The 12,502-nt window shown below is 57.8% G+C and carries 10 protein-coding genes; 5 read left to right on the top strand and 5 right to left on the bottom strand.

The window, feature by feature from the left end:
• The first annotated feature begins 84 nt into the window (after positions 1-84).
• The 4 genes from tmpT to NLU14_RS06010 all read left to right on the top strand — a co-directional run bounded on the left by tmpT (position 85) and on the right by NLU14_RS06010 (position 5,765).
• Positions 85-738 carry a thiopurine S-methyltransferase gene (tmpT, locus tag NLU14_RS06025; RefSeq protein ID WP_275705278.1) on the top strand — a complete coding sequence of 218 codons (654 nt, stop codon included), beginning with the start codon at positions 85-87 and terminating at the stop codon, positions 736-738.
• 234 nt (positions 739-972) lie between these two features.
• A complete protein-coding gene (locus NLU14_RS06020; protein WP_275705277.1) occupies positions 973-2,895 on the top strand; it encodes a PrkA family serine protein kinase in 1,923 nt (640 codons plus the stop codon).
• Between the two features lie 39 nt (positions 2,896-2,934).
• Positions 2,935-4,224, top strand: coding sequence for a YeaH/YhbH family protein (locus NLU14_RS06015; RefSeq protein ID WP_275705374.1), 1,290 nt, complete (start codon positions 2,935-2,937; stop codon positions 4,222-4,224).
• Positions 4,221-5,765: a SpoVR family protein gene (locus NLU14_RS06010; RefSeq protein ID WP_275705275.1), complete on the top strand. Its 1,545-nt coding sequence runs from the start codon at positions 4,221-4,223 to the stop codon at positions 5,763-5,765. Before NLU14_RS06015 ends, NLU14_RS06010 begins: the two co-directional genes overlap by 4 nt.
• A 30-nt stretch (positions 5,766-5,795) precedes the next feature.
• On the opposite strand, the gene NLU14_RS06005 is transcribed toward NLU14_RS06010, so the two are convergent.
• From NLU14_RS06005 to NLU14_RS05990, 4 genes are all read right to left on the bottom strand, one after another.
• Positions 5,796-7,871, bottom strand: a complete 2,076-nt coding sequence (locus NLU14_RS06005) for a TonB-dependent receptor family protein (protein WP_275705274.1) — start codon at positions 7,869-7,871, stop codon at positions 5,796-5,798.
• A 13-nt stretch (positions 7,872-7,884) separates the two neighbouring features.
• Entirely contained in the window at positions 7,885-8,613 is a 729-nt protein-coding gene (locus tag NLU14_RS06000; protein WP_275705273.1) for an LrgB family protein, read from the bottom strand.
• On the bottom strand, positions 8,606-8,986 hold the full coding sequence (locus tag NLU14_RS05995) for a CidA/LrgA family protein (protein ID WP_275705272.1): 381 nt from the start codon (positions 8,984-8,986) through the stop codon (positions 8,606-8,608). Before NLU14_RS05995 ends, NLU14_RS06000 begins: the two co-directional genes overlap by 8 nt.
• Before the next feature lie 64 nt (positions 8,987-9,050).
• Positions 9,051-9,953, bottom strand: a complete 903-nt coding sequence (locus tag NLU14_RS05990) for a bile acid:sodium symporter family protein (protein ID WP_275705271.1) — start codon at positions 9,951-9,953, stop codon at positions 9,051-9,053.
• Between the two features lie 268 nt (positions 9,954-10,221).
• On the opposite strand from NLU14_RS05990, the gene NLU14_RS05985 reads away from it, so the two are divergent.
• Positions 10,222-11,670 carry a WS/DGAT/MGAT family O-acyltransferase gene (locus NLU14_RS05985; RefSeq protein WP_275705270.1) on the top strand — a complete coding sequence of 483 codons (1,449 nt, stop codon included), beginning with the start codon at positions 10,222-10,224 and terminating at the stop codon, positions 11,668-11,670.
• A gap of 7 nt (positions 11,671-11,677) precedes the next feature.
• Here NLU14_RS05985 and NLU14_RS05980 read toward each other — a convergent pair whose 3' ends face one another.
• The gene (locus NLU14_RS05980) at positions 11,678-12,307 is read right to left on the bottom strand and encodes a TetR family transcriptional regulator (protein WP_275705269.1); all 630 of its coding nucleotides are present in this window, start codon (positions 12,305-12,307) and stop codon (positions 11,678-11,680) included.
• Positions 12,308-12,502: the final 195 nt, after the last annotated feature.

The following is a 12,502-nucleotide window of genomic DNA, read 5'->3' as shown; positions in this document are numbered from 1 at the left end:
AGCAATGCTTCCAATACCAACCAACAGCCCCCAAGATTAAGTTAGACTGGATAAAACCTCCAATTGGCGAAAAGGGGAACACTCATGGAACACCAGTTCTGGCACGAACGCTGGGCCAAGAAAGAAATCGGCTTCCACGAAGGCACCGTCAACCAGTACCTCCACGACCACTGGCCCGAACTCGCCGGCAACGGCACCGGTGCTGTCTTCGTTCCCCTGTGCGGCAAAGCCCACGACATGTGGTGGCTCCACGACCGAGGCCACCCCGTCATCGGTGTGGAACTGAGCGAAGTCGCCTGCAAGGATTTCTTCGAAGAAGGCGGTGAAAAAGCCAAAGTTCACCCCGGCGAACCCTTCATCACCTTCAAACACGACGACCTGGAACTCTGGTGCGGAGACTTCTTTCAACTGGTGCCGGAAGACCTTAAACACGTGCGCCTGGTGTACGACCGCGCCGCCCTCATCGCCCTGCCGCCCCATATGCGACAGGACTATGTCGACCACCTGACCGCCGTCATTCCGGACGACACCCGCATCCTGCTGATCACCCTGGATTACGACACCGACATCAAGGGCCCTCCCTTTAACGTCAGTGACAAAGAGGTCCGGGAACGTTACTCAGCTGATTACGATATCGAACATATCCTCACCAACACACTGGCGAAAGATCACCCATTTACCAAGCGCAAAGGCCTGGCCGGAGCCACTGAGAGCGTGTTCCGGCTCAGGAAACGCTGATACACAATTTAATGAACCTTAACGCTTTTACCCCTGTCCAAGTGCCGAAGCTTGAACTAAGCTCAAAGTAACCAGACCGACATAATCGCTTCAGCGTAAATCGGTCTGGTACTCCCTATACTTCCATCCACAACCATAACGACCGTCCGGGGCGGCGGATCCAACAGCAACGGGGATATTGCGTGAACTAAAAGCTGTCTTTCAAACAGTTAGAGAGCAAGCGAGGGGCCATCTATGAGCATCATGCAGCACTTCAAAGACCGGTATGAAGCAACTCAGGAAGAAGAATACACTCTTGAGGAATACCTGGAGATCTGCAAAAAGGACCCGGCGGCATACGCCACTGCCTCAGAAAGGATGTTATTGGCAATCGGCGAGCCGGAACATATCGACACATCTCGTGACTCCCGGCTGTCACGTATCTTTTCCAACAAAGTCATCAAGCGTTACCCGGAATTCTCCGAATTCTATGGCATGGAAGAGGCCGTGGAAAACATTGTCTCCTTCTTCCGCCATGCCGCCCAGGGCCTGGAAGAGAAGAAGCAGATCCTTTACCTGCTCGGCCCCGTCGGTGGCGGCAAGTCCTCGCTGGCTGAAAAGCTCAAGTCACTGATGCAGAAAGTCCCCTTCTACGCCATCAAGGGGTCTCCGGTAAATGAGTCCCCGCTTGGCCTGTTCGATCCGGCCGAAGACGCCAGTATCCTGGAGGAGGAGTACGGCATACCTCCCCGCTATCTCAAGTCCATCATGTCGCCCTGGGCGGTGAAACGCCTACACGAATACGGCGGCGACATCAGCCAGTTCCGTGTGGTGAAGAAGTACCCGTCAGTTCTGGACCAGATCGGCGTTTCCAAGACCGAACCGGGGGACGACAACAACCAGGACATTTCCGCACTGGTTGGCAAGGTGAACATCCGCATGCTGGAGGATTATTCCCAGGATGACCCGGACGCCTACAGCTTCAGCGGTGGCCTGTGCAAGGCGAACCAGGGCCTGATGGAATTCGTGGAGATGTTCAAGGCCCCCATCAAGGTTCTGCACCCGTTGCTGACCGCCACCCAGGAAGGCAACTACAACACCACCGAGGGCATGGGCTCCGTGCCCTTCGACGGCATCATCCTGGCCCACTCCAACGAGTCCGAGTGGCAGACCTTCCGTAACAACAAGCACAACGAGGCCTTCCTTGACCGGGTTTACATCGTCAAGGTGCCCTACTGCGTGCGCGTGACCGAAGAGATTGATATCTATCGCAAACTGCTGCGCGACAGCTCCCTGTCCGGCGCCCCCTGTGCTCCGGACACCCTCGACATGCTGGCCCAGTTCTCCATCCTGTCCCGCCTCAAGGAGCCGGAAAACTCCAGCATCTTCTCGAAGATGCGGGTGTACGACGGCCAGAACATCAAGGACACCGACCCCAAGGCCAAGTCGATCCAGGAATACCGGGATTCAGCCGGCGTGAACGAAGGCATGGATGGGCTGTCGACCCGTTTCGCATTCAAGATTCTCTCAAAGGTCTTCAACTTTGATACCACGGAAGTGGCCGCCAACCCGGTTCACCTGCTCTACGTACTGGAAAAGCAGATAGAACAGGAGCAGTTCCAGGCCGAGACCCACGACCGCTACCTGCGGTTTATCAAGGAGTTCCTGGCGCCCCACTACGTCGAGTTTATCGGCAAGGAAATCCAGACAGCGTATCTGGAAAGCTACAGCGAATACGGCCAGAACCTGTTTGATCGCTACGTGACCTATGCCGATTTCTGGATACAGGACCAGGAATACCGCGACCCGGAAACCGGGGAAATCCTCGACCGTTCGGCCATTAACGACGAACTGGAAAAAATCGAGAAACCGGCGGGCATCAGCAACCCGAAAGACTTCCGCAACGAGGTGGTCAACTTCGTGCTGCGGGCGCGGGCGAACAATCAGGGGCGCAACCCGTCCTGGCTCAGCTACGAGAAGCTGCGCAGCGTGATCGAGAAGAAGATGTTCTCCAACACCGAGGATCTGCTGCCGGTCATTTCCTTCAATCCGAAGGCCAGCCAGGAGGATCAGAACAAGCACAAGCAGTTCGTCGAGCGTATGGTCGATCGAGGCTACACGGAAAAACAGGTCCGCCTCCTTGCGGAATGGTACCTGCGGGTTCGTAAGTCTCAATAAGTCAGCCCTGATGCGCTGAACTGGAGTGAAACTATGGGTATGACCCACGTAGTCGACCGGCGACTTAACGGGAAAAACAAGAGTGCGGTAAACCGGGAACGTTTCCTGCGCCGCTACCGCCATCATATAAAGAAGGCGGTGGCGGAGGCGGTTCACCGGCGCTCTATTACCGACATTGAACGCGGCGAGAACGTCAGTATTCCCTCACGGGATACTGATGAGCCGATTTTCCATCATGGCCAGGGCGGCAAGCGGGAAATGGTCCACCCGGGCAACAAGGAGTTTGTGACCGGCGATACCGTGCCCAAGCCCCCGAGTGGCGGCGGTCAGGGCCAGGGGCGAGGCCAGGCCAGCCCGGATGGCGAAGGCATGGACGAATTTGCTTTCCAGATCACCCAGGAGGAGTTTCTGGACTTCCTGTTTGATGATCTGGAACTGCCCAATCTCGCCCGCAAGAAACTGAAAGACACCGAGGCGTTCAAGTACGTTCGCTCCGGTTTTTCAACCCAGGGTATCCCGGCCAAACTGGATGTGGTCCGATCCCTGCGTGGTGCCCATGCGCGGCGGCTTGGGCTCAGTGGCGCACGCCGCAAAAAGATCCGTCGGATGGAGGAAGAGCTCGCCGCCCTGAAGAGCGCACCGGAGGATCTGGACCCGGCCTTCAGCCATGAGGACCAGATCAAGGCCCTGGAAGATGAAATCGCCGATCTCAAGGCCAATGTCCGGCGCATTCCGTTCATTGACGAGATTGACCTGCGTTACCGCCAGCATGTGAAGAAGCCCCAACCGGCTACCAGTGCTGTCATGTTCTGCCTGATGGACGTGTCCGGGTCGATGACCCAGATGCACAAGGACATCGCCAAACGCTTCTTTATCCTGCTGTACCTGTTCCTCAAGAAGAATTACAAGAAGATCGAAGTGGTGTTCATCCGCCACCACACCAGCGCCAAGGAGGTGGACGAAGAGGAGTTCTTCTACTCCCGCGAAACCGGGGGCACCATCGTATCCAGTGCCCTCAAACTGATGCACAAGATCATTGAATCCCGCTACTCCCCAGCGGAGTGGAACATCTACGCCGCCCAGGCCTCGGACGGTGACAACTGGAACGATGATTCCCCCATTTGCAGCAAACTGCTGGCCGACAGCATCCTGCCGCTGGTGCAGTACTACGCCTATGTGGAAATCACGCCCCAGGATCACCAGATGCTCTGGTACGAGTACGAAAAAATCCAGGAACGCTTCCCCCAGAGCTTCGCACTGCAGCAGATCGCCGACCCCGGTGAAATCTATCCGGTCTTCCGACAGTTGTTCGAGAGGAAAGCCGCATGACCGACACCATCGACAGACCCAACGAGCCGAGAACCCGGGAACCGATTTCCACCAGTTCCGAGTGGACGTTCCCGCTGATTGAAAAGTACGACGAGGAAATCGCCAAATGCGCGGCGGAGTTCGGGCTGGACACCTACCCCAACCAGGTGGAGGTGATCAGCGCGGAGCAGATGATGGACGCCTACAGCTCGGTGGGCATGCCGGTGGGTTACCATCACTGGTCGTTCGGCAAGCAGTTCCTGTCCACCTCCAAGGGTTACCAGAGAGGCCAGATGGGGCTGGCCTATGAGATCGTGATCAACTCCAACCCCTGCATCGCCTACCTTATGGAAGAGAACACCCTGCCAATGCAGGCGTTGGTGATTGCCCACGCGTCCTACGGCCACAACTCCTTCTTCAAGGGCAACTACCTGTTCCGCACCTGGACGGATGCCAGCGCGATCATCGATTACCTGGTGTTCGCCCGCAACTACGTATCCGAGTGCGAGGAACGCTACGGGCTGGATGCGGTGGAAGAAATACTGGATTCCTGCCACGCCCTGATGAACTACGGGGTGGACCGCTACAAGCGCCCGGCGCCTATTTCCGCCGCGGAGGAACTGCGCAGGCAGAAGGAACGGGAGGAATACCAGCAGCGCAGGCTCAATGACCTCTGGCGAACCATCCCCAAAATGGGCGAGGACGACGACCCGGTGAAACGCAAGAAGCGCTATCCGGAAGAGCCACAGGAAAACATTCTCTATTTCATCGAAAAAAACGCACCGCTGCTGGAAACCTGGCAGCGGGAAGTTATCCGCATCGTTCGCAAACTGGGGCAATACTTTTACCCGCAACGCCAGACCCAGGTGATGAATGAAGGCTGGGCCTCCTTCTGGCACTATACCCTGCTGCACCGGATGTACGACAAGGGGCTGGTGAACGACGGCTTCATGATGGAATTCCTGCAGAGCCACACGGCGGTGGTCTATCAGCCGCCTTTTGACAGCCCCTGGTATTCGGGTATCAACCCCTACACCCTGGGCTTCTCGATCTTCACCGACCTGCGGCGAATCTGCGAAAACCCGACTGATGAGGACCGCGAGTGGTTCCCGGACATCGCCGGCTCGGACTGGCTGGAAACCCTGCATTTCGCCATGAAGAACTTCAAGGATGAAAGCTTTATCCAGCAGTTCCTGTCCCCCAAGGTGATGCGGGACCTGAAGCTCTTCGCCATCCAGAACGACGATGAGGAAGATGTATACCGCATCACCGCCATTCACGACGAGCCGGGCTACCGTACCCTGCGGGAAAAGCTGGCACGGCAGTACAACCTGAGCTACCGCGAGCCCAACATCCAGGTGTGGAACGTGGACGTCCGGGGCGATCGGTCACTGACCCTGCGCCACATTCCTGTGGACCGGGTACCACTGGGTGACGACACGGACGAGGTGCTACGCCATGTCCATCGGCTGTGGGGCTTTGATGTGCATTTGGAAAGCGTGGACAACGGTACCGTCGTGGACGAAAGCCATTGCCCGCCCAAGGAGATGGACGACGAGTAGGCATAACACCCACAACCCGGCCACATGCCTTTAGAACGACCACTCCAGCCCGGCATAGAAGGTTCTGCCGGGCGCGGGCTCATAATAGCCGCGCTCTTCCACCGGCCGATCAGCATTGGCATTGATGCGGATGTTGCTGAAGTAATCCTCGTCCAGCAGGTTGCGGATACCACCGTACAGACTCACGCTCTGACTGCCGAAACGAACGGTGTCACCAGCCCGAATCCCCAGCAGCCAGTAATCGCTGACCTTCGTCTGGTTGCTGTTTTCGGCGTAGAGATCGCCCACGTACTGCCACTCCAGGGCTGCAAACCGCTGGCCATCGCCGCGCCATTCCACTTCCGTCACCCACTGCTCGCGGGGTAATCCGGGCAGGCGGTTGCCATCAACATTGTTGCCCTGTTCGTCGGTAAAGTCCTTGAGTTCGTAATCCGCCAGGGTCACCGCGCTGGTTACCCGCCAGGTATACGAGATGTCCCATTTCAGGCCGAGTTCAATCCCGTTGCGTTCCGTGCGCCCGGCATTTTCATAGAAGGTACGGTTGTCGATTTCATAGGGCAGGATCTCATCATCGACCCTTATTGAGAACAACGCCAGATCGTAACTCAGGCCTTCCCCCAGTCCACCGCGTACACCCACTTCCCGGTTCAGTGCCTGCTGTGGCTCGATGCCCGGATTGAATCCGCCGCTACCGTCGGGGTTGGCAAATTCAGTGAACGTGGGTGCTTCGAACGCAGTGCCCACCGTGGCGTAAAACTGCTGGCGTGGAGCCGATCGATAGCTGACTCCCGCGAAACCGCTGAATTCCCGATAGGTACGGCTTCCGGAATCGTCTCCGTCAACCAGCCGCTGGTCATCCACGGAGAGCCGCAGTCGGTCGAACCGGGTTCCGAGTGACAGGTTGAAACGGTCCGTCAGGGCCAGATCCCCCTGGGCAAACACGGCTGCGGTAGTACCATTCTGGGTTTCTTCCTGAGTTTGCCCGGTGACATTGCCGTCGAACGACACCGAATAACGACGGCGGTCATCAACCTGGCGATGGAGATCAGCGCCCACTACCCAGGTCAGCGGCAGCCCTGCCAGTTCACTGCCCTGCTGGTAATCCGTGCTGATTCCGTAGAACTGGCGGTCATAGGCAATCTGGCTGGGGCCGGGAAACGGTAGCTGCTGGGAAAAATCACGACGGGTAAAAAATGTGCTCACAGTAAGGTCCCCGGCGGCAGCAGAAGATGTTTCGTAAAGCAGCCCGAGAGTCTGCTGGTCCACATCCTGCCCGGCATCAAGCCGTTCTGCGTTGGCCGTCGCCTGGCGCCGGTCCTGTTCCACCTCAGCGGCGGTGAGGCCGGCAGGGTCCTCGGCTTTCGGGGTGTGCAATGCATTGAATGTAGCTGTCAGCCGCTGGCCCTCTCCCCATTCATGGGACAGGCGGCCATTGAACAGGCCTTTTTCAACCTCGCTCTGGTCACGGTAACCGTTGTAGTTGAGCCAGGACAGGGTCGCGATACCGTGAGTATTCTCGCCGTGGCTTCCGTTGGCCTGCACCGTGGTCTTGTAATAGTCATTGCTTCCCACGTCCTGGCGCAGCCGCGCCCCCGGCGGCAGGTCATCTCCCCTGGCGGTGGTGATATCAATTACGCCGCCAGACGCGTTGCCGTACTGAACCGACGATGGCCCGCGAATCACCTCAATGCGCTGCGCTGAATCCAGGTCCACTGCGTCAATCTGGGACTGCCCGTCCGGCAGGGTGTAGGGAATACCATCCACCTGGATACGGATACCGCGAATACCGAAAGGCGCCCGGGCGCCAAAGCCACGGGTGGACAGACGCAGGTTCTGGGCAAAGTTATAGCGGTTCTGGAAAAACAGACCGGGGACGGTATCCAGGGATTCATCCAGTTGAAGCCGTTGCTGGCCTTCCTGGATTTCCGGTGTGTCTGTGACGGAAACCGCAGCGGGTGTATCGTAGAGATCCCTTTCCAGCCGGGGCGATGTCACCGTGATGACGGTTTCAGGGGACTCCCCGCTTTGCTGCGCACTGGCGATGTCTGATGTAAAAGCAATTGCCAACGCTGAGCAGGCCACTACCGGCATCCTGAAAAAAGCCACCTTACCTCCTGTTTCACTGTATCCCGATCAGATCCACCAGCCATGGCACGATCAAGGCCGTCGCAAAGGCCGACAAGGCCATCGCCAGCCCGGAGAAAGCGCCCATCTGGGAGCTTACCTGAAAGGCCCGGGCTGTACCGATACCATGGGCCGCCACACCCATGGCGATGCCTTTCACGCTGTCGTCGGTGATACGCATCCATTCAAACAGTTTGGTACCCAGCACGGCACCCACAATCCCGGTCGCCACCACCAGCACTGCGGTCAGGGACGGGATGCCACCGATGGTTTCGGAAATACCCATGGCCACCGGGGCCGTTGCGGATTTCGGCGCCAGGGACATCTGAATTTCCGTGGAGCCACCCAGCAGCCATGCCAGGCCGATGGAGCTTCCCGCCGCGATCACCACGCCACAAACCAGGGAAATGGTCACCGGCAGCCAGAGCTGGCGCAGCCGGGAGAACTGCTGATACAGGGGCACCGCCAGCGCCACTGTTGCCGGGCCCAACAGGAAGTGGACGAACTGGCCACCTTCAAAATATTCCTCATAGGAAGTGCCAGTGATCAGCAGCAGCGCAATCAGCATGGCCACCGAGGTCACCACCGGGTTGGCCAGCGGGCTGGAGTTGGACTTCAGGTACAGGCGGTAGGCAAGGCCATAGGCCACCAGCGTTATGGTCAACCCCAGCAGTGGCGACGCGGAAAGGTAAACCCAGATATCCCGGATGGCCGGCTCATTCATCCCTTTGCCCTCCTTCATGCTCCGGCCGGGCAAACCACCGTGAGGTTACCTGCATGATACCGGCGGTTGCGACCATGGTAATAACCGTGGAGAAAAACAACGCCAGCGTGATCGGCACCCACTCATCCGCAATGCGGCCAAAGTGGGCCATCATGCCGACACCGGCAGGCACAAACAGCAGGGACAAATGGCTGAGCAAGGCGGTTGAAGCGTTCTGCAGGGGTTCCGGCGTGTTGCCCCGGATCATCAGGGTCAGGAACAGCATCACCATACCCAACACCGGCCCGGGAATGGGCAGCACAAGGAGGCGCACGGTGATTTCCCCCACCAACTGGTACACCAGCAGCAAGGTCATTCCATTGAGAAAATTCATGGCAACAGCTCCGGACAATAACAACAGCTCAAGTCAGGAGCATAGCCACTAAGCGCCGTTGTGCCTACCCGGCCTTGGTCTCGGGGATTGGCTGGGCAATGGTCGTTAGCGGGATGATTTTCCGGCCATAGGCCGCCAACAGGAATCCGATCGGGAACATCAGAACGCCGTATACCGCGGCCGGAATCGACATGGCGCTGGACTCCAGCAACGTCAGGGTTACCAACAAGGCAATGGTGCCGTTCTTGATGCCAAGTTCCACGGCAACAGCGATGGACTCGCGCTGTGTCAGGCCTGTCGCGCGCCCCGCCAGGAGCCCAAGGAAGATACCCGCCAGGTTCAGCAGCAAGGTTGCGGGGCCAGCCTGACGGAGCAGATCCCAGATCTGGTCACGTACACCCCAGACCAGTCCCACCACCAACAGTGCCAGCACAACACCGCCGAACACGCTCACCGCACTCTCGGCACGACGGGACAATTCCGGCGCCCGGCTGCGAAAGACCATGCCAACAGCAACCGGGAACAACACGATACCAATCAGCATGCCAACGGTTCTGCCCACGGGCAGGGTAATGGACTCTCCTTCACCGGCGTAAAACTGGAGCGCGTAATTGGTGAACAACGGCAGTGTAACAATAGTGATCAGGCTGGCTGACACCGTCAGCACAATCGACAGGGCGATATTTCCCCGCGACAACAATACAAACAGGTTGGAGGTAGTGCCTCCGGGGCAGGCTGCAATGATCACAAGGCCCACAGCGATGGCAGGCGAAAGACCCAACATGGAGGCAATGGCGAAGGCAATCAGGGGCATCAGCAGTATCTGGGCAACGGTACCCACAATCATGCCTTTCGGAAAAACCGCCACTTGGCGAAAGTCCCTGACGGTCAGGGTCATACCGATACCGATCATGATGATAAACAGGGCGATCGGCAGCCCCGCAGAGATCAGTGGACTCGATTCCACAGTGCCTCCAAGGATTATTGTTGTAATGAACTCAGCCAGCTAAAGAAAATAGCACAAGCCACGAATAAAGAGTGAATATGGATTCGCAACAACATGTAATCCAGTAATGAAATCAGTACGAAAGACAGCAATCACAAAAACCGGGCCTGGGCACTGTTCGTCGTGTGATTACTGCTGTTGTTGCGTATACTTGCGAACAACAACTATGCGAATCCAAACGCATCGGACGACATGCAGTTTGGCAGGACAATCAGCAAGAGGACGAGCAATGAAACGCCTGGGAACACTGGACGCATCATGGCTGGCAGTGGAATCGGAAGACACTCCGATGCACGTCGGCACTCTGCAGATTTTTTCACTACCGGAAGATGCGCCGGAGACGTTTCTCAGGGATATGCTGACCCGTATGAAGGCAGACGCCGACGTGGCACCGCCCTGGTGTTACAAGCTGGCTTTTTCCGGCTTTCTGGGACGCCTGGTTGCACCTTCCTGGAAGGTCGACAGGAAACTGGACCTGGATTACCACGTTCGCCATTCAGCGTTGCCACGCCCCGGCAGCGAGCGTGAGCTGGGCATTCTGGTGTCGCGACTGCACTCCAATCCGCTGGACTTCTCCCGCCCCCTGTGGGAATGCCACATTATCGAGGGCCTGGAGAACAACCGCTTTGCCCTCTACACCAAGATGCACCATTCAATGATCGACGGCATCAGCGGCGTTCGGCTGATGCAGCGGGTATTGAGCAAAGACCCCCACGAGATCAACATGCTGCCGCCCTGGTCGGTGCGGCCGGAGCGCACCCGTGGCAGCAAGACCGATACCGAGGCCAGCATTCCCGCCGCGTTCTCCCAGGCCATGGACGCCCTCAAACTACAGGCCGACATGGCGCCACGGCTGTGGGATGCCATGAACCGGCTGATCCAGTCAGCGAGACACCCGGAAGACGGCCTGACAGCCCCGTTTGCGGGCCCGCTGTCTTCTCTCAACCACCGCGTCACCGGCCAGCGACGGTTCGCCACTCAGCATTACCAACTGGAGCGCATCAAAAAGGTAGCCCAGGCCTCCAACGCTTCCCTGAACGACATCGTGCTGTATCTGTGCGGCACGGCCTTGCGACGGTTCCTGCTGGAACAGGATGGCCTGCCGGATACACCACTGACCGCAGGCATCCCGGTTAATATCCGTCCGTCGGATGACCAGGGTACCGGCACCCAGATCAGTTTCATGATCGCCTCACTGGCAACGGACGAAGCTGATCCGCTGGCGCGGCTGAAAAACATCAAGCAGTCTACCCGCCGGGCCAAGCAGCACCTGCAGAAGTTACCTCGGAAGGCCCTGACGCAATACACCATGCTGTTGATGTCGCCCTACATCCTGCAGCTGATGTCCGGCCTGGGCGGGCGAATGAGGCCGGTATTCAACGTGACCATTTCCAATGTGCCAGGGCCGGAACAAACGCTTTACTATGAAGGCGCGCGGCTGGAAGCCATGTATCCAGTGTCACTGATTGCCCATGGCGGCGCTCTTAACATCACCTGCCTGAGTTATGCGGGTTCGCTGAACTTTGGCTTTACGGGCTGCCGCGACACGCTGCCCAGCATGCAGAAGCTGGCGGTGTATACCGGTGAGGCTTTGGACGAACTTGAAGCATTGCTTTTGCCACCCAACCCCGAAGCCCGCAAGGCAGTGCGGAAAAAGGTCGCAACAGCGAAAAAGTGACCAGGAACTAGGACGGACGGCTGTTCCAGTGCGCCGCGCCCACGAAAATCAATTGTAGAAAACGGGCGGTACGCTGCCTGACTTGTTCTTCCTGGCACTCATCCTCGGGTGAAATGCCCAGGATGTCGGTGAGACTGAAGGCCACGCTGCGCACTATCAGGTCGCAAGTCATGTCCAGGTCGGCATCGCTCAGGTGTTCGGCCACCTTTAACCGTCGCAGGTCGTTAGCCAGTTCGCTGGCAAAATAGCGCATCTCGCTGCGAATACCTTCCTGCACTGCCCGGCTTTCCCCCGCCAGTCCCTGGGCCATGAACATGAAGAAGCTGCGATTGTTCTGGGCATGGGAAATAAAAATACCCACCGACTCATCAATCAGCTTGTCAGCCTGCAACACATTGGCACGGGCTTCCCGCATCATGCGCCGCAGCACCAACCCCAACTCATCCACCAGTTGCAGCCCCAGATCGTCCATATTGCGGAAATGCCGATAGAAGGAGGTGGGCACCACACCGGCCTGACGGGTAACTTCCCGAATGCCCAGGCTGGCAAAATGCCGTCCCTTACCGACCAGGGCCAGCGCCGCATTCATCAGTTTTTCTCGGGTTTCGCCCGGCTTACGTCGTTGTTTGTCTGCCATCGCCCTGATACAGCTCGCCTGTTGCCCCCAAGTCAACAAGTGTACACATCCATAAAGCAAAAATAACCCGAACTTGTCATTAGAGGACAATGATTTTTGTCTGATTGCTGCCCTGGACTTACGTGTGTACAGTCGTACACATAAGTGAACACTTGTACACATCAGTACCATCACATCGGTACCTGGGAGAGCGAT

The sequence above is a fragment of the Marinobacter iranensis genome (assembly GCF_029207565.1).
GTDB lineage: Bacteria > Pseudomonadota > Gammaproteobacteria > Pseudomonadales > Oleiphilaceae > Marinobacter > Marinobacter iranensis.
The sequence above is the reverse complement of the archived record's forward strand: the minus strand, read 5'-3'. Positions and strand labels throughout refer to the sequence as shown.

Coding starts and splice junctions, on each gene's coding strand:
- NLU14_RS05985 (WP_275705270.1), top strand. CDS start 10,222: ATGAAACGCCTGGGAACACTGGACGCATCATGGCTGGCAGTGGAATCG.
- NLU14_RS06020 (WP_275705277.1), top strand. CDS start 973: ATGAGCATCATGCAGCACTTCAAAGACCGGTATGAAGCAACTCAGGAA.
- NLU14_RS06010 (WP_275705275.1), top strand. CDS start 4,221: ATGACCGACACCATCGACAGACCCAACGAGCCGAGAACCCGGGAACCG.
- NLU14_RS06000 (WP_275705273.1), bottom strand. CDS start 8,613: ATGAATGAGCCGGCCATCCGGGATATCTGGGTTTACCTTTCCGCGTCG.
- NLU14_RS05995 (WP_275705272.1), bottom strand. CDS start 8,986: ATGAATTTTCTCAATGGAATGACCTTGCTGCTGGTGTACCAGTTGGTG.
- NLU14_RS05980 (WP_275705269.1), bottom strand. CDS start 12,307: ATGGCAGACAAACAACGACGTAAGCCGGGCGAAACCCGAGAAAAACTG.
- NLU14_RS06015 (WP_275705374.1), top strand. CDS start 2,935: ATGACCCACGTAGTCGACCGGCGACTTAACGGGAAAAACAAGAGTGCG.
- tmpT (WP_275705278.1), top strand. CDS start 85: ATGGAACACCAGTTCTGGCACGAACGCTGGGCCAAGAAAGAAATCGGC.